The 20,508-nt window shown below is 40.4% G+C and carries 18 protein-coding genes and 1 pseudogene; 8 read left to right on the forward strand and 11 right to left on the reverse strand.

Features of this window, described 5'->3' with window-relative positions:
* Positions 1 to 126: 126 nt before the first annotated feature.
* Together H5088_RS01660 and H5088_RS01665 are read left to right on the forward strand one after the other, a co-directional pair.
* Positions 127 to 1,389 carry a valine--pyruvate transaminase gene (locus H5088_RS01660; protein ID WP_182752059.1) on the forward strand — a complete coding sequence of 421 codons (1,263 nt, stop codon included), beginning with the start codon at positions 127 to 129 and terminating at the stop codon, positions 1,387 to 1,389.
* A 294-nt stretch (positions 1,390 to 1,683) separates the two neighbouring features.
* Entirely contained in the window at positions 1,684 to 2,883 is a 1,200-nt protein-coding gene (locus H5088_RS01665; protein ID WP_182752060.1) for an Nramp family divalent metal transporter, read from the forward strand.
* 102 nt (positions 2,884 to 2,985) lie between these two features.
* Here the strand turns inward: H5088_RS01665 and H5088_RS01670 are convergent, their stop codons facing one another.
* Positions 2,986 to 3,438: a hypothetical protein gene (locus tag H5088_RS01670; RefSeq protein WP_182752061.1), complete on the reverse strand. Its 453-nt coding sequence runs from the start codon at positions 3,436 to 3,438 to the stop codon at positions 2,986 to 2,988.
* Between H5088_RS01670 and H5088_RS01675 the strand changes: the two genes are divergently transcribed.
* Entirely contained in the window at positions 3,423 to 4,613 is a 1,191-nt protein-coding gene (locus tag H5088_RS01675; protein WP_182752062.1) for a PQQ-dependent sugar dehydrogenase, read from the forward strand. The two genes, H5088_RS01670 and H5088_RS01675, sit on opposite strands and share 16 nt — an antisense overlap.
* A gap of 475 nt (positions 4,614 to 5,088) precedes the next feature.
* Here H5088_RS01675 and H5088_RS01680 read toward each other — a convergent pair whose 3' ends face one another.
* The 9 genes from H5088_RS01680 to lrp form a co-directional block, all read right to left on the reverse strand.
* Positions 5,089 to 5,997, reverse strand: a complete 909-nt coding sequence (locus tag H5088_RS01680; RefSeq protein ID WP_182752063.1) for a hypothetical protein — start codon at positions 5,995 to 5,997, stop codon at positions 5,089 to 5,091.
* Between the two features lie 84 nt (positions 5,998 to 6,081).
* A complete protein-coding gene (locus H5088_RS01685) occupies positions 6,082 to 6,489 on the reverse strand; it encodes a hypothetical protein (protein ID WP_182752064.1) in 408 nt (135 codons plus the stop codon).
* 164 nt (positions 6,490 to 6,653) lie between these two features.
* The gene (locus H5088_RS01690; protein WP_182752065.1) at positions 6,654 to 7,520 is read right to left on the reverse strand and encodes an alpha/beta fold hydrolase; all 867 of its coding nucleotides are present in this window, start codon (positions 7,518 to 7,520) and stop codon (positions 6,654 to 6,656) included.
* 371 nt (positions 7,521 to 7,891) lie between these two features.
* A complete protein-coding gene (gene serS / locus H5088_RS01695; RefSeq protein WP_182673391.1) occupies positions 7,892 to 9,196 on the reverse strand; it encodes a serine--tRNA ligase in 1,305 nt (434 codons plus the stop codon).
* Positions 9,197 to 9,205: 9 nt separating this feature from the next.
* A complete protein-coding gene (crcB, locus tag H5088_RS01700; RefSeq protein WP_021032117.1) occupies positions 9,206 to 9,586 on the reverse strand; it encodes a fluoride efflux transporter CrcB in 381 nt (126 codons plus the stop codon).
* Positions 9,579 to 10,922 (reverse strand): replication-associated recombination protein A, encoded by a 1,344-nt coding sequence (locus H5088_RS01705; RefSeq protein WP_182752066.1) that lies wholly within the window; start codon positions 10,920 to 10,922, stop codon positions 9,579 to 9,581. Before H5088_RS01705 ends, crcB begins: the two co-directional genes overlap by 8 nt.
* On the reverse strand, positions 10,915 to 11,541 hold the full coding sequence (lolA, locus tag H5088_RS01710) for an outer membrane lipoprotein chaperone LolA (RefSeq protein WP_138489158.1): 627 nt from the start codon (positions 11,539 to 11,541) through the stop codon (positions 10,915 to 10,917). The genes H5088_RS01705 and lolA overlap by 8 nt, the downstream gene beginning before the upstream one ends.
* On the reverse strand, positions 11,538 to 14,036 hold the full coding sequence (locus H5088_RS01715; RefSeq protein ID WP_182747828.1) for a DNA translocase FtsK: 2,499 nt from the start codon (positions 14,034 to 14,036) through the stop codon (positions 11,538 to 11,540). Before H5088_RS01715 ends, lolA begins: the two co-directional genes overlap by 4 nt.
* Positions 14,037 to 14,209: 173 nt before the next feature.
* Positions 14,210 to 14,689 (reverse strand): leucine-responsive transcriptional regulator Lrp, encoded by a 480-nt coding sequence (gene lrp, locus H5088_RS01720; RefSeq protein ID WP_007582985.1) that lies wholly within the window; start codon positions 14,687 to 14,689, stop codon positions 14,210 to 14,212.
* Between the two features lie 142 nt (positions 14,690 to 14,831).
* Here lrp and ald point away from each other — a divergent pair, with 142 nt between their 5' ends.
* Complete coding sequence (gene ald / locus H5088_RS01725; RefSeq protein ID WP_002962982.1) at positions 14,832 to 15,953, forward strand: alanine dehydrogenase; 1,122 nt, start codon at positions 14,832 to 14,834, stop codon at positions 15,951 to 15,953.
* Positions 15,954 to 16,060: 107 nt separating this feature from the next.
* Here ald and pssA read toward each other — a convergent pair whose 3' ends face one another.
* A complete protein-coding gene (gene pssA, locus H5088_RS01730; protein ID WP_182752067.1) occupies positions 16,061 to 17,386 on the reverse strand; it encodes a CDP-diacylglycerol--serine O-phosphatidyltransferase in 1,326 nt (441 codons plus the stop codon).
* Between the two features lie 287 nt (positions 17,387 to 17,673).
* On the opposite strand from pssA, the gene trxB reads away from it, so the two are divergent.
* The 4 genes and pseudogenes from trxB (at position 17,674) to infA (ending at position 20,443) form a co-directional block, all read left to right on the forward strand.
* Positions 17,674 to 18,624, forward strand: a complete 951-nt coding sequence (trxB, locus tag H5088_RS01735; RefSeq protein ID WP_182752068.1) for a thioredoxin-disulfide reductase — start codon at positions 17,674 to 17,676, stop codon at positions 18,622 to 18,624.
* Between the two features lie 97 nt (positions 18,625 to 18,721).
* A complete protein-coding gene (aat, locus tag H5088_RS01740; protein ID WP_182752069.1) occupies positions 18,722 to 19,438 on the forward strand; it encodes a leucyl/phenylalanyl-tRNA--protein transferase in 717 nt (238 codons plus the stop codon).
* Positions 19,431 to 20,134: pseudogene (locus H5088_RS01745) on the forward strand (arginyltransferase). Before aat ends, H5088_RS01745 begins: the two are co-directional and overlap by 8 nt.
* Before the next feature lie 90 nt (positions 20,135 to 20,224).
* Complete coding sequence (gene infA, locus H5088_RS01750) at positions 20,225 to 20,443, forward strand: translation initiation factor IF-1 (RefSeq protein WP_002962494.1); 219 nt, start codon at positions 20,225 to 20,227, stop codon at positions 20,441 to 20,443.
* Positions 20,444 to 20,508 lie beyond the last annotated feature (65 nt).

Here is a 20,508-nt window from a genome sequence, read left to right on the forward strand (position 1 = left end):
GTTTTATAAGGAATTACATTACTTTAACTAGCTGTAAATCTCAGCATTGAATTATTCTCATCATCGGATTTAAGCCCTATATTTACGCTATACTGCCCTCCCCATTATTAACAAACGCTATGCATTATGAACTACTCAAACTTTGGCACTAAATTTACACAACCCAACGGCATTACCCAATTAATGGAAGACTTAGGCGGGGCTAAAAACAGTAACAATCCTAATATTGTTATGCTGGGTGGCGGTAATCCCGCATTAGTACCACAAGTAAATGAGGTTTTTTTAAGTGAATTACAAAAACTTGTTGCCAGCAATAAAGTATCGCAAGTATTTGGGCTTTACGATGGCCCAACCGGTAACGACGAGTTTAGAGCTGCATTAGCTGGCCAGCTAAGTAAAGAGTACGCATGGGATATTAGCGCTGATAACGTAGCACTCGGTAATGGCAGTCAAGCTAACTTTTTTGTGCTGTTTAATATGTTGGCAGGCGAAATGCCGGATGGCAGCCAAAAAAAGATTTTATTCCCCCTCGCGCCAGAGTACATAGGTTATGCCGATCAAGGTTTATCGGCTGATATGTTTGTTGCCATAAAGCCTGATATCGAAATTTTAAATACAGGCAACACATCAAAACAGTTTAAATACGTCATTGATTTTAAAGCAGTTGAGAAAACACTAGCAAACGACAGCAGTATAAGCGCGCTGTGCGTATCACGCCCAACCAACCCAACAGGTAATGTAATTACTGACGATGAAGTAAAACACCTTGATTTGCTTGCTAAGCAATATGGCATTCCACTCATTATTGATAACGCATATGGCGATCCGTTCCCAGGTTGTATTTACACCGATGCAAACCTAACGTGGAACTCAAATATAATTTTATGTATGTCACTTTCAAAACTGGGCCTACCGGGTTTACGCAGCGGTATTGTAGTTGCAAACAATGAGATTATTAAAGCAATTGGCCGCGTAAACGGCAGCATGGTGTTATCGCCAAATAGTATTGGCCCAAGCTTAGTGACACGCTTAATTAACGACAACGAACTACTGCCACTGTGCCGCAACGTTGTACTGCCTTTTTATCGTAATAAAGCACACATAGCGATTGAGTTGTTTGACGAAGTATTTGCCGAACTGCCTGTTTATTTGCACAAAGTTGAAGGTGCATTTTTTATGTGGCTGTGGTTTAAAGATACAAAAATAACAAGCGAGGTGTTGTATCAACAACTTAAAGAGCAAGACGTGTTTGTGATCCCAGGTCACAACTTTTTTATCGGCATTGACGATGATTGGGCGCACAAGCACGAGTGTATCCGTATTAACTATGCTACCGATGCAGATACCCTAAAAAAAGGCTTAGAAGCGATTAAAAGCCTAATAAAGTAAATATACTGATGCCGATATAAATATCGGCATCATTCATTTAATTCGCTTATATATTCGTTTAAAATTCATGCAAACGCACTGTATCCCCTTTAAATTTATATACAAGTTGATATCCTACGCGCCCTTTTTTAACATATGCTTATTAAAAAAGAACCAGTCAAGGAGCGAATACAGCTGCAAGGCACTTACTGTAAGTGACAGCTTTAACACAATCGGCATCGCGTATAAATATTGGTTTTAAACGTAAGATGTAACTTTAAATAGCAACATGCAATAGCACTATTAAGGTCAATTATGCGATTAGGACCAGGACTACTTGTCACCGCTGCCTTCATTGGACCAGGGACCATTACTACCGCAAGCGTAGCAGGTGCAAACTTTGGTTTTGCACTTATATGGACATTACTGTTTTCAGTAGTTGCCACTATATTATTACAATCTATGGCGGCGCGCCTTGGCGTTGCCACCGGGCAAGATTTAGCTCAAGCGCTCAGAGCACATATTCAAACGCCTTTATTTAAATCTTTAGCTATATTTTTAGTCATCAGCGCCATTGGTGTGGGCAGTGCAGCTTATGAAGCGGGTAACTTAAGTGGCGCTAGCATGGGATTAATTGAAATATTCCCTCAAGTTAGCTCCCAACTATGGACACCACTTATTGCTTTTTTTAGTGCAGCTTTACTGTATAGCGGCAAACATAAAGTGGTTGAAAACGCGCTAATTTTACTCGTTATTTTAATGAGCTTAGTGTTTATCTCAACACTTGTAATGGCAGCGCCTTCACTGGGTGATGTATTTGCTGGTTTTATTCCTAGTATGCCTGAAGGCTCTATTACAACCATACTAGCTTTAGTTGGCACTACCATTGTGCCGTATAACTTATTTTTGCACTCCGGCGTACTCGCTGCTAGACACGACAGTAACAGCGACATGCAAAAAATGATTAAACAAACAAATGTTGATACAGGCCTATCAATCACTTTGGGCGGTGTGATCACTTTAGCTATTTTATCTACAGCTTCAGTTGCATTTTATGGCACCGATGCTGGGCAAATTAGTGCGGCTAACATGGCCGTGCAACTAGAGCCATTGCTTGGCGACGCCGCTCATTACTTTTTTGCTATTGGCTTGTTTGCAGCAGGTTTAACAAGCGCTATTACAGCGCCACTTGCCGGTGCTTACGCCGTATGTGGCATGTTAGGTTGGTCAAACGATATGGGTAACTTACGCTTTAAAGGCGTTGCTATTATTATTTTATTGTTTGGTACTGCGGTGGCGTCACTCGGTTTAGACCCTGTCGCGGTAATTATATTCGCACAAGCGGCTAACGGGTTATTACTCCCTATTGTTAGCACCTACCTTGTATGGCTGGTTAATCAAAAAGGGGTTATGGGAAACTACACTAACTCTTTGGCTTTAAACCTAGTCACCCTACCCGTTTTAATCCTAATTTTTGGGCTAAGTAGCTACAAACTAATTAGTTTAATTTTTTAATTAAACTCTAAAAATCATATTTAAAGGCCGCTGTTTACAATAAACAGCAGCCTTTATTTGTTAATCATCAAATAACGTATCAACCGTACTTATATTCACACATCAACACGCTTTTTGGGTTTTAGCTGTCTTAAATAATTGCGAAAACGCAAAACCACCTACCGCGCCTGCAAGCAGTTGAGTATAAAAACCCCAGCCTCTTGCGCCCGCTATAATATGAATATTCATAATTGATTCAATGGCGATTAACACAATAGCAAATGCCACAATGCCAGCAATAACAAATAGCTGAGTACTGTATTTTTGAACCTTTTTATTAAGCTTTGTTGTAGCAAAAAAAGCGATGGCAAGTGCCACAGCAATAATAGCCCCGTAGGTAGGTAGCAAGCCTAACCAATCATCAAGCGTTAAACTAGCCCGATCACTAAAGCCCACCACTACACCTACATTAACTAATTCATTGACAACGTATTGGCTATGAAACAAGCTAGCAAGTGTGAATGTAAGTAACCAAGAAACTAAAAATGAAGGCAATATACGTGTTAAAAACGACATGGTTATCTCAACTTAAAATAAAGCTTTTTTATTATACTAGCCATGCTAGCAAAGGCTTGCCCCGTAAACAATGTATCTCTTTTTTTACTCTGCTTTCGCTTCTTTCGTTTTCTGTTAATGCAGATGCAACGTTACCAAAGGAGCAATACAGTACAAAAACACTGGCTACGCAATTACAGTCACCATGGAGCATGGTTGAACTACCAAACGGCACATGGCTAATTACAGAGCGTGATGGCCACGTAGTTATAGTTAAAAACAACGTGCAATCAAGAGTAAAACTAGATCTGATCGGTTTGTACGTTGCAGGCCAAGGTGGCTTACTCGACATTGTGTTATCACCAGATTATAACGACTCCAAAGAAGTTATTTTTACCTATGCCCAAGGTGAAGCAAGCGCAAACAGGCTTGTTGTTGCCAAAGCCACGTTTAATGGCACTAGCTTTTCAAAGCCTAATGTTATTTTTAAAGTAGCGACTGATAAAAACACACCGCAACATTACGCAGGACGCGCCCTTATCCTACCCGACAATACATTATTAGTTTCAACGGGCGATGGGTTTGACTTTAGAGAGCAAGCACAAATTATCACCAGCCAACTTGGTAAAATATTACGTATAAACCTAGATGGCACCATTCCAACAGATAACCCATTTATTAATCATAAAAACCTAAATGCACATGCTGTCTACTCACTTGGTCATCGTAACCCTCAAGGCTTAGTTTATGATTACGATACGCAGCAAACTGTTAGCCACGAACACGGCCCAGCAGGCGGTGACGAGCTAAACTACTTAACCGCTGGGACTAATTTCGGCTGGCCGGTAATCACCTATGGCAAAGATTACTCGCAAGCGCGTATTTCACCCTTTACCGAATATAAAGGCATGCAAAAACCAAGTGTTAATTGGACGCCATCAATAGCGCCGTCAGGCATGGCGTATTACGGCTCTAAACATGCAGCTTTTCCTTCATTGCAACAACATGTGCTTATCACTACTCTTGTTGATAAAAAGCTCTACAGCGTTAATCTGGTAAGTGGTCAATTTACGCAGTCTCACGTATTTCCAGAAGCCGCAGGCAGGTTAAGAGATGTGTTTATAACTGATAAAGGTAACGTAGCGGTATTAACTGACGGTAAAGAGGCAAAGCTAATGTTGTTTCAAGAAAATTAATTCACAAAGAGGATTAGAGGCGCTTCGCTTTTAGAGGATAAAAGCGGTTTCAATAGGCCGTATTAATAAATTTAAGAACTCTGTTGGGTGGCGCCTCCGGCTTAACTAACCTACCTTTTTACGTAGGTCGGATAAGTGGCGAAGCCACGCCATCCGTCATAAATAGTAAATTAACATCGGACAACCCAACTTACCACGTGCTTTAGGACTTGACGTCTGAAGTCAAGATTTACCCCTTTGGTTTGCAGCTTTTTGGGTGATTCATTATTTATAATAATTCACTCTTCATGCTGTTTTTATTGGCTTTTTTCGTAATAATTAGGATGGGTGTCATCCTAATTATCGTTCACTAAACTGCAAAAAATAGGATGCGTGTCAATATTATTCTGCAATTGCGTAGCAAGCTGGCGGGATTTTTGGAACAAAAAGCGTGACAGTTTGCGGAGTCAAATTGCAGCTGCTTGTTAGGCATTAATTACGAATACTGCTTTGCTAAACTCAATATATCGTTAATTTTAACACGGACATATTTAAGAAATATATTGATCTCACTTAGCTCGAGATTCTTCTGATTTGTTGTAATGCTTGATGGTGTCGCATGCAAAAGCTTACTTGTGTACGAATAGATATATTCATACTCATCACCTAAGTCGACTTTTTTTGCCATATCACACCAGTTCCAACGCTTAGGGATAAGAAGTTTAATATCGTCAGGTATTGAAGACAAAAAACTAGTCTTTTCGTTTTCAAGCTCAGCAATGGAGCTTGTAATAATTGGTAACTGTTTATTTTCAACTAAATGAGCTTGAAAACTATATCCATTTGATTTTGCTTGCTCAGCATAAATAGAGAAATGTCGATCGGCTTTATCATCAATCTTTTTCATTACGAAAGAGCTTAGATTAAAAGCTTCTTTCTCTTTTATCTTAGGATCAATAATATCATTAAGCTTTTTAAGCTCCTCGTCCATTATTGATTTTTCTTCGCTTTCAAACTTTTTCAAGAGTAGAACCTCTCGCTCAGTTTGAACTTTGCAATCCTGCCAATACCTCAGCTGGGTTTCAATTAATCGGCTGTAGTAAACCAAACCATACCGTGAATCCATCTTAAACAATAGCAACCAAACAGACATCTCAAAAATGTATCTCGTCACTGCTAATATGCTCATGGTTTCTATGTAGTTAAAATTCTGCTCTGTAAACAATCTTAACTTAACTAAGCTATCTCCCATTACCGAGCGACACCATGAATCAGCGTCAAACTTCATCTTTTCAGTAACTTCGGCATCTTTCCGAATCCTTAAAGCCTCGTCATTAAGCAGTGGTTGGAGTTCTGTTATAAGCGTTACTAAAGTCGATGTTTGACCTTCTATATTTAAATTCATAATCATCTCGGTGATGCCTAACGCCCAAATCAGGTGCGCCGTAGGCGTCACCTGGATTTGCTTGTTAAATGCGGTTGCAGTAAATCAGCGTCCCATTGTCATCCCTAATGCCAGCATGCGTGTTTTTACATCATCAGCACCGTATACAGCGACTTCTGTTTCTCCCTCTTCTTCTAGGTATGAGTTAACATACTGTATGTCTTTACTTTGCTCTTTACCCTTAAATGTGAATGAGAATGTTGCTGCACAAGTATAGCGATCTAACTTTTCATCATAGTCAGTAGTTTTGATCCTTGTTACTTCAAGATCGTCAACTAAACCCTTCGAAAATAGTTCCTGACCCCATCGTGCCTTTTGAACCTCATTTGTAATTATACTGACAACAGTATCTTTAACATCGCTGTCTGTGCAATCTGATGTACCTCCACCGCAACCAGTCAAAATAGCGGCTGCAAGAACACTGATAGATACTGCTTTTACATGATTGAACATTACTTCTTTCCTTAGAACAACATTATGTTGTAGTTGATGGTTGATTAAGCATTTAACGCTTTGCTAAGGGGCAATTGACTGTTGGCTAAACTTGCGCGAAGCGCCAAGCCAACTGTTAATTGTCCCAGTGAGTTTACGAACGAACTTTAGCAACTTGTTAAGCCTCATTTGCCAACAAGTTCTTTAATGCTTTTTACTACCAAATCGCGGTCTGCGATATGCAGGTGGTGTTTTTCTGATTCCGAATAGATAATGCGGCTATTAGTGGATAAATTTTTGAAGTAACTTTCTGCACCAGCGTATAAGGAATCCATGGTATTTGCTATTTCATCGGGAACAAAAGGTGGATCGTATCGTTTACCTGTTTGCTTTGAGCGTACAACTATTACTGGTTTGTCTCCGTAATTTGAGGCGTCAGCTAATATTTTATAGCTTTTCATATGGTCTACATTTTCAGGAACCCTTTCAAACATTGGGTCATAAACACTTTGCTCAAATTTATAAAAACGCTCTAATTTTTCATTATCTGTTTTAAAGTTTATAGGCCATCTAGTACCCATTGTATAAAAATACCCAAGTGGTGGTGGGTCAATAAGTACAGCTCCCATGACTTCTTGTGGATAAAGGTTATTGTATGCGGCGACTATATAAGAAGCATATGAACCACCAGCAAAATAATACGGTGCTTTGATATTAGCATTTTGAAGCAAATTTCTGAGCCTACTTGCCATATCATTAACAGTGAATGGAATTACACCTTTTTCACTTTTACCCAATCCAGCTCGGTCATATAAACAAATACTAAAATCGTTTTTTAATCGTTTTATATTTTCTAACCAAACACCATCTGAACCAGAACGCCCAAAACCCTGCTCAAGTATTAATTGTGGCTTCTCATTTTCGTAACACTCAAGATAAAGCTTAAATCCACCAACATCATATAATCCTGATTTTGTTGGCTTCATTTCTAGCTCTGTAGCCAGCGCACCAAAACTAATAAAAATTGAACATAACAATATAATTGATTTCATTTAGACTCCATTCTCTCGATGAGGTTTAACAACTTTGTATCCGACATTTGTCGCTTTATAAACCGACAAATGTCCAAATATTACAAAGATTCTAATTTAACCAGCTAATAAGGACTTGTAAACAACTAGTTAGCCGATATTTAAGTTTCCTTGATGTAGAAATACCCCAAAATGGTAGAGATCAGTAATATCGGACAAAAAAGTAATGAGCTATAAAAATAGGTGTAAGCGATATTATTAATAAGATGACTTGAATTTTTTCTTTAAGTTTTTACCTTTAACCTAAATCAAAAAAGCCGCTGTTTATTGCAAATAGCGGCTTTCGTCTTAAGATTTACAAGCTTAAAGCTTGCTTAACTTAAACTTGATTTTTATTGCTTACCAATTACTTCAAGTCCACCCATGTATGGGCGTAATACTTCTGGTACTACTACTGAACCATCGGCTTGTTGGTAGTTTTCTAGTATAGCTACTAGTGTACGGCCAACAGCTAAGCCTGAACCATTTAGTGTATGTAGTAACTCTGGCTTTTTAACACCTTCACGGCGAAAACGTGCTTGCATTCTGCGTGCCTGAAAATCAGCCATGTTTGAACATGATGAAATTTCGCGGTATGTGTCTTGCGCAGGTAACCATACTTCTAAATCGTATGTTTTCGCTGAACCAAAGCCCATGTCGCCCATACATAAAATTACTTTACGGTACGGAAGTTCAAGCGCTTGTAGTATTTGCTCTGCGTGACCTGTTAACTCTTCAAGCGTTGCCATTGAGTCTTCTGGCTTTACAAGTTGTACAAGTTCAACTTTATCAAACTGGTGTTGACGAATTAAGCCACGTGTATCGCGACCATAGCTGCCTGCTTCACTTCTGAAACACGGAGTGTGGGCAACTAAGCGAATTGGTAAATCGCTTTCGTCGTAAATTTCGTCGCGGGCGCTGTTTGTAAGCGGTACTTCAGCTGTAGGAATTAAGCTAAAGCCGGCTTGTTGTTCACCATCGTCATTTACAAGGCCTAATGTATGAAACAAATCGCCTGCAAACTTAGGTAACTGACTTGTGCCGTAAAGGCTTGCACTATTTACTAAGTACGGTACATACATTTCTGTGTAGCCGTTTTTGTCAGCGTGCGTATCTAGCATAAATTGCGTTAGTGCACGGTGCATACGCGCTACTTGGCCGCGCATTACAGTAAAGCGTGCGCCACTAATTTTAACGCCCATTTCAAAGTCTAAGCCGTTTAGGTCTTGGCCTACATCAACGTGGTCTTTAACTTCAAAATCAAACTTTTTAGGTGTGCCCCACGTTAAAATTTCAACGTTGTCGTCTTCGTCTTTACCTTCAGGTACTGACTCGTCTGGCAAGTTTGGAATTGCTAAAGCAATGTCGTTAATTGCGGCTAATACTTCATCTTGCTCTGTTTTAGCGGCATCTAGCTCACTGCCTAAGTTAGCCACTGCATCAAGTAGAGGCTGTGCGTCTTCGCCTTTAGCTTTGGCTTGACCAATTGCTTTTGCGCTTGCATTACGTTGACTTTGAAGTTCTTGCGTTTTTACTTGTAATGTTTTGCGTTTTTCTTCAAGTGCCGTTACCGTCGCTACATCGAGTTCGTAACCGCGAGCTGCTAAACGTGCTGCAGTTTGTTCGATGTCTTGACGTAAAAATTTAGAATCTAACATGTTAGTTTTTTAACCTTTTTGCATTACTAGCTGAAGGCCCAGCCAAGCCATAAAAATACACACCATCACGTTTAAGATGATATTGAGGGCCATTTTAATAAAGTGACCTTGTTGTAATAACAACAACGAGTCCATTGAGAATGTTGAAAAGGTGGTTAATGCACCTAAAAAGCCAATACCGATAAGGGTTTTGGCGGGGCTTGCGGTGATAATTTCTTTATCTATCAAACCGTACAAAATGCCCATTAACAATGAACCCAGAATATTAACCGTCAACGTGCCAAAAGGGAATCCCCTACCGAGGAGTTTTAGCATGCTTTCGCTAATAAAAAACCGTAAACACGCACCTGAGGCTCCGCCAAGGGCGATCATCATATAAAGTTTAATCATTTTCGTACCGTTTAAGTGGGCTTTGCGCATCGCGCTCTTTTAGGTAATCGAGTTTTTGTTTAATTTTTTGCTCAAGGCCGCGCTCGCTCGGTAAGTAATATTCTTTGCCTTCCATTTCTGGTGGTAAATATTTTTCACCTGCGGCAAATGCGCCTTCTTCGTTATGCGCATAACGGTACTCAGCGCCGTAACCTAGGTCTTTCATTAAGTTGGTTGGCGCATTGCGTAAATGCCCTGGCACGGGGTAACTTGGCTCGTTTTGAGCATCTGCTTTGGCTTGATTAAACGCCATATACACCGCATTACTTTTAGGTGCGCTGGCTAAGTACAATGTAGCTTGTGCAATTGCACGTTCGCCCTCGCTTGGGCCTACTCGTTGAAATATATCCCACGCGTTTAAAGCCACTTCCATCGCACGCGGATCGGCGTTACCAATGTCTTCTGTAGCTATGGCAAGTAAACGCCTTGCTACATACAAAGGGTCGCCACCACCGGCTAAAATTCGGCAATACCAATACAGTGCACCGTCGGGGGAGCTACCTCGTACTGATTTATGAAAGGCCGATATTAAATCGTAAAACTCATCTCCGCCTTTATCGTATTTAGCTAAATGCGTTGGTAACACTTGGCTAAGTACGTGCTCATCTACGTTGTATTGACCGTTTTGCTCGGACGTTAAGTCAACTGCTTGTTCAAGTAAATTAAGTACTTTACGCGCATCGCCGCCACTTGCTTGGCAAAGTGCCTTTTTAGCGTTGTCGGCAATAGTGATGTGTTTTTGGCTTAGCTGCTCGTCTTGTTTAAGTGCGCGCTCTATTACGGTGTATAAGTCGGTATCGGCAAGCGATTTTAAAACATACACGCGTGCACGCGACAATATAGCGTTGTTAAGGGCAAACGATGGGTTTTCTGTGGTTGCACCTACAAATATAAAGGTGCCGTCTTCTATGTGCGGTAAAAAGGCATCTTGTTGGGATTTATTAAAGCGATGAACTTCGTCAACAAACATAAGGGTGCGTTGGCCACGGCTTTCTAGGTTGTCCCGCGCTTGCGTTACGCTGTCGCGTATATCTTTTACGCCTGCAGTTACCGCCGACATTTGAATAAGTGAGGCATCAGCATGGTTGGCAATTATTTGCGCAAGTGTGGTTTTACCTACACCAGGCGGGCCCCATAAAATTAAACTATGGCATCGCCCCGCGACAATTGCTTGATGCAGTGGTTTATCAGCGCTTAATAAGTGCTGCTGACCAATGTATTCATCAAGCGTTGTAGGGCGCATACGCGCAGCAAGTGGGCGTACATCGGGCCCAAAATTAAAACCTAAATTACTCACCGTTACTCTGATCGTCTATTTCAACACCTTCAGGAGGCGTAAATTCAAAAGTGCTTTGATCAAGCGGTGTATTAACTTGGGCATTGTTAAACGTAAATGACGATAGCTGCCCTGAGTTGTCGGTAACCACTAGTTTAGCAAGCCCTTGCTCGTTACCCGCAAATGCTATATCAAGTTGTTCTACTTGGCTTTCTACGCCTTTATTTGGCGTTACGCTAAAGCCTGTACTTGTTGCAAGTACGCTGTATTTTTCCCACTGTGCTGGGTCTTTTGATGTCAGTAGCACAAATGGTGTTGAGTCGATTAGGCTGCTGGTTTTCATAATCGTTACTTGCTCAGCAAAGCTGTCGAAGTAATAGGTTTTATCACCGTTTGATACAAATAACGTATCGTCTGGATTAGTTTGCTGCCAGCGAATCATCATAGGCTGTTGAAGCGCTATTGTGCCCTCGCCTTGCATAACTGCTTGGCCTTCTTTGTCTGTTACTTGTTGTGCAAACTGCGCTTTAAAGCTTTTTAAAGTGGCAAGTCTGTCTTGTAATGCTTGGCTGTCGTCAGCAAAGCTTGGTGCGGCAAGTACGCTGCCTAACACTAATAATAAGGCGTTAACTTTTTTCATGAATTTGCTCCATTAGGTACTAATACATCGCGAGCACCGTTATGACCTGGTGAACTCACGATACCCGATGTTTCCATTTGTTCTACTAAACGTGCTGCGCGGTTATAGCCAACACGTAATTTACGTTGCACTGACGATACAGATACTTTGCCGGTTTCAATTACAAACGACACAGCTTCGTCGTATAACGGATCAGATTCTTCATCTGCATTTTCGCTAGCTTCACCCGGTAATAAAATATCTTCAGTGGCATCGCCATTGAGTATTTCGTCAATGTAATTTGGTTTAGCACGTGCTTTCCAATCGTTTACTACGGCGTGTACTTCGTGGTCGTCTACAAACGCGCCATGCACACGCTCTGGTACGCTAGTGCCTGGCGGTAAATAAAGCATGTCGCCCATGCCTAGTAAGTTTTCTGCGCCTTGTTGGTCAAGTATTGTCCGTGAATCTATTTTGCTCGATACCTGAAACGCCATACGTGTTGGAATATTAGCTTTAATTAAGCCGGTAATTACATCAACTGACGGGCGCTGCGTAGCAAGCACTAAGTGAATCCCTGCCGCACGTGCTTTTTGAGCAATACGTGCAATAAGTTCTTCTACTTTTTTACCTACAATCATCATCATGTCGGCAAATTCGTCTATTACTACAACAATACTTGGTAATTTACCTAGCTCGTCGGGGCCTTCTTTCATGCCATCGGTGTCTTTAAATAATGGATCAAGAATTGGGTAACCCGCTTCATTGGCTTCAAGCACTTTTTGGTTGTAACCTTTTAAGTTACGCACACCCAATGCTGACATTAATTTATAACGACGTTCCATTTCGCCTACACACCAACGCAGTGCGTTAGCAGCTTCTTTCATATCGGTAACTACTTCACACAATAAATGCGGAATGCCTTCGTATACTGAAAGCTCAAGCATTTTAGGGTCAATCATGATCATACGTACATCGTCAGGACCCGATTTGTAAAGCAAGCTTACTATCATGACATTAACGCCCACTGATTTACCTGAACCAGTTGTACCGGCTACCAATAAATGTGGCATTTTACCTAAGTCAGCACATACCGGCTGACCAGCAATGTCTTTACCAAGCACCATGGTAAGAGGCGACGGATTTTGCTCAAATTTAGGGGCGTTTATTACTTCTGATAAACGAACTATTTCACGGTGTTTATTTGGAAGCTCAATACCAACATAGGTTTTACCTGGGATAACTTCTACAACACGTACACTAATTGCCGAAAGCGAACGGGCTAAATCTTTAGCTAAGCCTGTAATTTTAGACACTTTAATACCTGGCGCTAAATCTAGCTCAAAACGCGTAACAACGGGGCCTGGGTATACCGCTACTACGGTTGCTTGTACGTTAAAGTCGAGAAGTTTTGTCTCTACTAGGCGCGATACGCTATCAAGCTCTTCTTGCGAAATTGGGTTTTTAGCTTTATCCGGTCTGTCGAGTAAATCGAGCGATGGTAATGGCCCCGGTGGTGGCTCTTGCGTTAATAATTGCTCAAACTTTTCTTTTGCCGTTGGTGGTGGTTGATATTGCGCTTTTGGTTTAGGCATTGGTCTTGCTGGCGATACCACCGTTGTAACTGGTTTTTCAGGTTCCACAACTGGGCTTTGATCAAGCGCATTTAATGCAGCTGCCGTGTCCATTGGTTCGTCATCTATTGCGCTAAAGCCAATTTCTTGATCGAGTATATCGTCAAGTTCATCAAACGGCATAAAGTCATCACTAATTTGTGGTTCACTAAATGGTGTTTGAGGCTTATCTATTGCTTTTTGTTGATCTGCTTTTTTAGCTGATGTAGGCAGCTCTATTTGCTCTTTTATATCGTCTTCAAAATGGGCGTCTGCTTCATCGTTATTATTTACTTTACCTGCAGTGTGTTCTCGGTGCATCCAGCCTTTTGCATACGATACAACATAGCGATAAAGCCTAACCATTAAATCGCCAAGGTAATCTACAAAATCAACCCACGATACTCCCGTCAATAAGGTAAGCCCAGCAAAAAAGAAACACAGCAATAATATAGATGTACCGGTAAAGTTAAACGCAGGCATCATGGCTGATGCAATAACATCGCCCACTACCCCACCCGATGAAAAGTTATAAATATCGTCGAAATTAATACTACTAATAGCGGTAGCTGAGGTAATAAATAAAGCAAAACCAATAACTCGCAGCGCTAAGGTAGTGTAATCAAGCTGTAAAATGCGGTGAGGTTGTTTAAATAGCAAGTAGCCAAATAGCTGAATGGCCGCTGGCACTAAGTAAGCCAACCAACCAAAGGTGAGTAATAAAATGTCGGCTATCCATGCACCGGCTGCTCCTGTGATGTTGCTTACTTCGCTAAAACTAGTTTGCGACCATGCAGCATCTGCTGGATCAAAGCTGATCAAGGCACATAAAATAAATATTGCCGTAAAGGTACTGATAATCAGCCCTGTTTCTAATAGTCTTTGCACACCGTTTAGGCGCATAGTTCCCTATTCCTCTTTATTATTCTATTTTTATTCACACTTACTTAGCAGTGAAATACCTTAGCAGGAAATGCAATTTGTTGCACTTTATCTTAACCTTGATGGCCTGATTATGAACAAGTTTTTATAATTTGAGCTTATATAAGCAAATGACGCAGTTAATATAAATAACCTCAAGTAATATAAGGACGAATAATTACGCCTTCTTCACCTTTTACTTCTTCCATTACTACATAAGTTCGGCTTTCACTTACGTTTGGCAGTTTCAATAGTATGTCGCCTAATACGCCACGGTATTCTGACATATCATTTACGCGCGTTTTAAGTAAAAAATCGAAATTACCCGATACTAAATGACATTCGATAATTTCTTCGTGCTTTTTAACCGCAGCACTAAACTCATCAAATACGTCGGGAGATGTTTTAGTAATCGTTACTTCTACATACACCGATAAACCTTGCCCAAGCTTAGCGGGATCGACCACCGCTTTATAGCCAAGTATATAACCTTCCCGTTCTAGCTTTTTTACTCGCTCCAAGCAGGGTGTGGCGCTTAGGCCAACTCGTCTGGCCAGTTCTACGTTCGACAAACGTCCATCGTGTTGTAATTCCATTAAAATTTTACGGTCAATTCTATCTAATAATTGATGCATAGTACCAACTAGTTTTTTATGCTGTTTATTTTTATTATCTAGATGATAACACTAGATTTGAGTTTAAAAAAGGTGAGACACACGGGCTTATGATGAATATAATAGTGGAAAATGTTAATCCGTTCTTAATAAGGCAAATGATATGATTATTGGTGTTCCTAAAGAAATTAAAAACCATGAATACCGTGTAGGTATGGTTCCTGCAAGTGTTCGTGAATTAGTAAACCACGGTCACCAAGTGATTGTAGAAACTGATGCAGGCATGGGCATTGGTTTTACTAACGAAGATTACACACAAGCGGGTGCTGAAATTTTAGCAACTGCTGCTGATGTTTTTGCTAAAGCAGACATGATTGTAAAGGTAAAAGAGCCGCAAGCTGTTGAACGTGCAATGCTACGTGAAGACCAAATTCTTTTCACTTACTTACACCTTGCACCTGATCTTCCACAAACTGAAGACCTTGTAAAAAGCAAAGCTATTTGTATTGCATACGAAACTGTAACTGACTCACGCGGTGGTTTACCGCTTCTTGCTCCTATGAGCGAAGTTGCTGGTCGTATGTCTATTCAAGCTGGTGCACAAGCGCTAGAAAAATCTAACCACGGTCGTGGCATGCTACTAGGTGGCGTACCTGGCGTTGAAGCTGCTAAAGTTGTTGTAATTGGCGGTGGCATGGTTGGTCGTAGCGCAGCTCAAATGGCTGTTGGTCTTGGTGCTGAAGTTGTCGTTCTTGATCGTAACATCGACGTATTACGTGCACTAGACGCGCAATTTGGTAATAAAGTTAAAGCTATTTACTCAACTGCTGATGCACTAGAAAAACACGTACTAGAAGCTGATTTAGTAATCGGAGGTGTACTGATCCCTGGTGCAGCTGCACCTAAACTAGTAACTGCTGAGCACATTAAAGCAATGAAACCTGGTTCTGCAATTGTTGACGTTGCAATCGACCAAGGTGGCTGTATTGCTACTTCTAAAGCAACTACGCATGCTGATCCAACTTTTATCGTTGATGAAGTTGTTCACTACTGTGTTGCTAACATGCCAGGTGCTGTTCCACGCACATCTACGTTTGCACTTAACAATGCAACATTGCCTTTCATCATTAACCTTGCAAACAAAGGTTATAAAAAGGCGCTACTAGATGACGCTCACTTCTTAAAAGGCTTAAACGTAATTAAAGGCCAAGTAACTTACAAAGAAGTAGCAGAAGCGTTCAACATGGAATATGTTGACCCACGCACAGCGGTAGAAAACGCATAATTTAGCGTTTTGTAGTTAGGTTGGTATTAAGTAATGTAGCAACCTAACTACAACCCATAAAAAAGCAGCTAATTAGCTGCTTTTTTTATGTCTGATTTAAAGTAAATTTATATGAAACGCTTAATTATAAAATCTACTTTTACGCGCTTAGCTTGGCCAAGTAGTTTTTTAACTGGCTGCGGGTAATCATCCATTGTTTCTAAATCATCTGGGCCTGTTAAACGGCGGCAGTGTTGTAAAATTTCCTGCTTTTCGTTATCAATAGCATCCATAATTGTTTGCTCTGGATCCTCTATTAAAATACCATTTTCGATATCAAGACCCCATGCACGCGGATTTAAGTTATGCCCGCTCAGTAAATGTTTTGTTCTATCTGAACAAATACCTTTTAAATGAAACGAATTACTTTCATCTTTCCACAGATACACATTTAAATTACCGTTATCGATGTGGCGTTTTTGCGTTTTTACAAACTTATGCAAAATAGTTTCGTATAAATAAGGTAATGCCCCTATTTTACTAAACGGCTCGCTTGGCGGTAAATAAAAGTCATTTGCTGTTTTATCCCCTACCACAATCGTAACTTGCTTGCCTTGCTTTAATAATCGGCGCAGTGATCGCATAAGTGGCGCCGGAAAATTAAAGTATGGCGTATACAACACAAGCTCTTGCTCTGTGGTATCAAATAACGCTTTTATTAAACGATTTAATTCGTTATTACGACGACCAAGCCCTAAAAACAAACGAATACCTAATGCTTGCGTATTTAGTTGCTCTGCTGCGTTGTAACTTGCGACTTTTAAATCACGCATTAATTGCTTTTGATCAAGTTTGAAGTCGTGTAAACGCTTAAGCGGTCGTGTGTCTATGCGTGGCACAGCAACAGAGCTAATTAGCTTATTCTCAATAAAATCAACCACTGAGTCACACAGCTCGCTCTGCGTTATTAAAAAGTAACGATCGAGTCTGTAACGCTCATTATACTGCAAATACACGTTGTTTAAGCTTGCGCCGCTGTAAAGCAAGGTATCGTCAATGACAAAACCCTTTAAATGTAATACGCCAAATAATTCTTTAGCTTTTACAGGTACGCCATAAACTTGTACGTTCGATTTAAACTTTTCTAAATCGTCACAGTATAAACTTGCGTTACCATCAGATTTCTCTGCACCAATTAAACCACGTTGCGCACGATGAAAATCCACCAGCACTTTTACATCAAGCGCAGGGTTCTCTAATGATACTCGATGCAAGGCTTCTAAAATCTCGCGACCTGCTTCGTCATCCTGTAAATAAAGCGCTGTGATATAAATTCGTTTTTTTGCATTAGCTATCAAACGTAGCAATTGCGTTCGGTAATCTTGCGCATTGGTTAAGACGTTAACGTCTTTTGAAGTCAACCCGAATGCGGGTTTTTCCTGCCAAAATAACATAGTTGCCTATTCGCTTAGGTCACATAATCTATCAGTGACAAATAAAATTAGGTAAAACATAACAAAAAAAATCAAAGGGGTCATGAATTAACGCTGTTTTGTTGCCTGTTAGTCTATTTATTGAGCTACTTAGGTGTTTTAACTGTAAAAGTACTGAGCTCTAGTACACAATACTGCACAGCTTTTCGATTTGCGAAAAAAAATAATCGCGGATTTTGTTTACATCCGCCTTGATTTTCTTAGAATCGAGCGCATTAAAGACCGTATTAAACGTTTAGGAAAAAATAATGACTGAAGCAAAACATTGTAAGCTACTAATTTTAGGCTCTGGCCCAGCTGGTTATACTGCCGCAGTATATGCAGCACGTGCAAATTTAAACCCTGTTTTAATTACAGGCATTCAACAAGGTGGTCAATTAACAACCACAACTGAAGTTGAAAACTGGCCTGGTGATGCACACGGCTTAACGGGCCCTGCATTAATGGATCGTATGAAAGAGCACGCTGAGCGCTTTGAAACTGAAATCATATTCGATCACATCAATAAAGTAGATGTATCTAAGCGCCCTTTCACACTAACTGGCGACCAAGGTACTTACACATGTGATGCGTTAATCATTGCAACAGGTGCTTCTGCTAAATACTTAGGCTTAGAGTCTGAAACTAATTTCCAAGGCCGTGGCGTTTCAGCCTGTGCTACATGTGATGGCTTTTTCTATAAAGGTCAGAAAGTAGCGGTTGTTGGTGGTGGTAATACAGCGGTTGAAGAAGCGCTATACTTATCTAACATTGCTGACGAAGTACATGTTATCCACCGCCGTGATAGTTTCCGTAGTGAAAAAATACTTGCAGACCGCCTTGCTGAAAAAGTAGCTAACGGTAACGTTGTTTTACATTACAACCGTACGCTTGACGAAGTATTAGGCGACCAAATGGGCGTAACTGGCATTCGTATTAAAGATGCACACTCTGATGCAACACAAGAGCTAGATTTAGCCGGTGTATTTATTGCTATTGGTCATAAGCCAAATACAGATATGTTTGTTGGTCAACTAGAAATGAAAGACGGCTACTTAGTTGTAGAATCAGGATTGAATGGTAACGCAACTCAAACAAGTGTAGAGGGCGTTTTTGCTGCAGGTGATGTGTCTGACCACATTTACCGTCAAGCAATCACATCAGCGGGTACAGGCTGTATGGCTGCCCTTGATGCAGAGCGTTTCTTAGATAATTTATAAGCAATTAAATAAATTATAATAGGGCTGATTATTCAGCCCTTTTTTTATGTCCAAAATATAGTTACACTTTTACGATCAATTATAAAATAAGTACTGTATGAGAAATCAGCTATACCAATTAAGTGAAACCGATATAGCATTCCCCAATCCGGAATACGCATTAGAATCCCCTGATGGCTTGTTAGCAATTGGCGGTGATTTAAGTTTACCCCGCCTAAGTAATGCCTACAAAAGCGGGATATTCCCTTGGTTTAGCGAAGATGAGCCTATTATGTGGTGGTCGCCAAGCGAACGCGGGATTTTTGAACTGGATAATTTTCATATAAGTAAGAGCCTGCGTAAACATTTAAAAAAGCACCCTGTAAAAGTAACCATTAATAATGCCTTTGAGGAGGTAATAGAAGCTTGTCGCGATCAACGCCTTGATACCGATGGCACTTGGATCACCTCTGGCATGCTCAACGCTTATATTAATGCACATAATGCTGGCATTGCCCATAGCTTAGAAGTGTGGAGCAACGGAGAGCTTGCAGGTGGATTATACGGTATTATGCAAAATGGTGTTTTTTGTGGTGAATCGATGTTTCATCATCAAACCAATTGCTCAAAGCTTGCTATGTGGGCACTGGTAAATTGGCTTAAACGTCATAATGCGCATTTTATTGATTGCCAGTTAGAAAACCCTTATTTAATGACCTTAGGTGCACAAGTAATCCCCCGCTCAACATTTTTGACTAAACTAAAAGCTGCACATAACTATATTATTAATCCTATTATGTGGGAGCCACAAGAACTTGACACAATCTATGAATGAGCAACTTCCTGCACGTGTTGGTTTAACCCAAGAGTTTGACTGTAGTTATTTACCCAACAGACAAGAGCAACTATTAGTTATTCTAGATCCTAGTTGCTACAGTACAGACAAATTTGAGTCATTATTAGGCTTAGGGTTTCGTCGCAGTGGTAACCAAATATATCGTCCACACTGCCCAATATGCAGTGCATGTAATTCTGTACGTGTATTAGCACAAGACTTTATCCCTTCAAAATCGCAAAAACGTAAACTAAACAAAGCAAAAAACCAGTTTGAAGTGAAATACTCGACGCAAGAACGCCCTGAGTATTATCCGCTTTATAGCAAGTACATAACGATGCGCCATCAGGATGGAAGTATGTATCCTCCTGAAAAAGAACAGTTTCAAAGCTTTTTACTTTGCAGTTGGCTCAAAATCACATTTATTGAGCTATGGCACCAAGATACTTTAGCCGCAGTTGCCGTAACTGATTGTATGAACAGCTCTATTTCTGCAATTTATACTTTTTTTGACCCCGATTTGAACACTATAGTTTAGGCTCTGTGATGATATTAGAGCAGCTTAAATTTGCAAAAGAGCAAAATAAGCAATACGTGTACTTAGGCTATCAAATTGATGAATGCGATAAAATGAAGTACAAAACTCAGTTTTTACCAGCTCAAAAACAGCTCAATGATGAGTGGGTGGCTATTTAATTTGCAAATATAGCCCCTGCGCCTTTACTTATTGATGTATTTTGGGCAAAATCTGCAGCGTTTAACTATTAAAGAGGTGTTACGCTAAACATGGCGAAAGAAGACGTAATCGAAATGCAAGGGACAGTCCTTGATACTTTACCAAATACAATGTTCCGAGTTGAGCTAGAAAATGGTCACGTAGTTGTGGCTCACATTTCAGGCAAAATGCGCAAAAACTATATCCGTATTTTAACCGGCGATAAAGTAACGGTAGAAATGACTCCTTACGATTTATCAAAGGGTCGTATCGTATTCCGTGCTCGCTAAGTAAGTGCGTAAACGAGATTTAGTTTTTGGCTAGTGTTTTACTAGCTTTAAGCGTTTATTAAATG

Origin of the sequence: Pseudoalteromonas sp. SR43-3 (assembly GCF_014163875.1) — a bacterium.
Taxonomy (GTDB): Bacteria; Pseudomonadota; Gammaproteobacteria; order Enterobacterales; family Alteromonadaceae; genus Pseudoalteromonas; species Pseudoalteromonas distincta.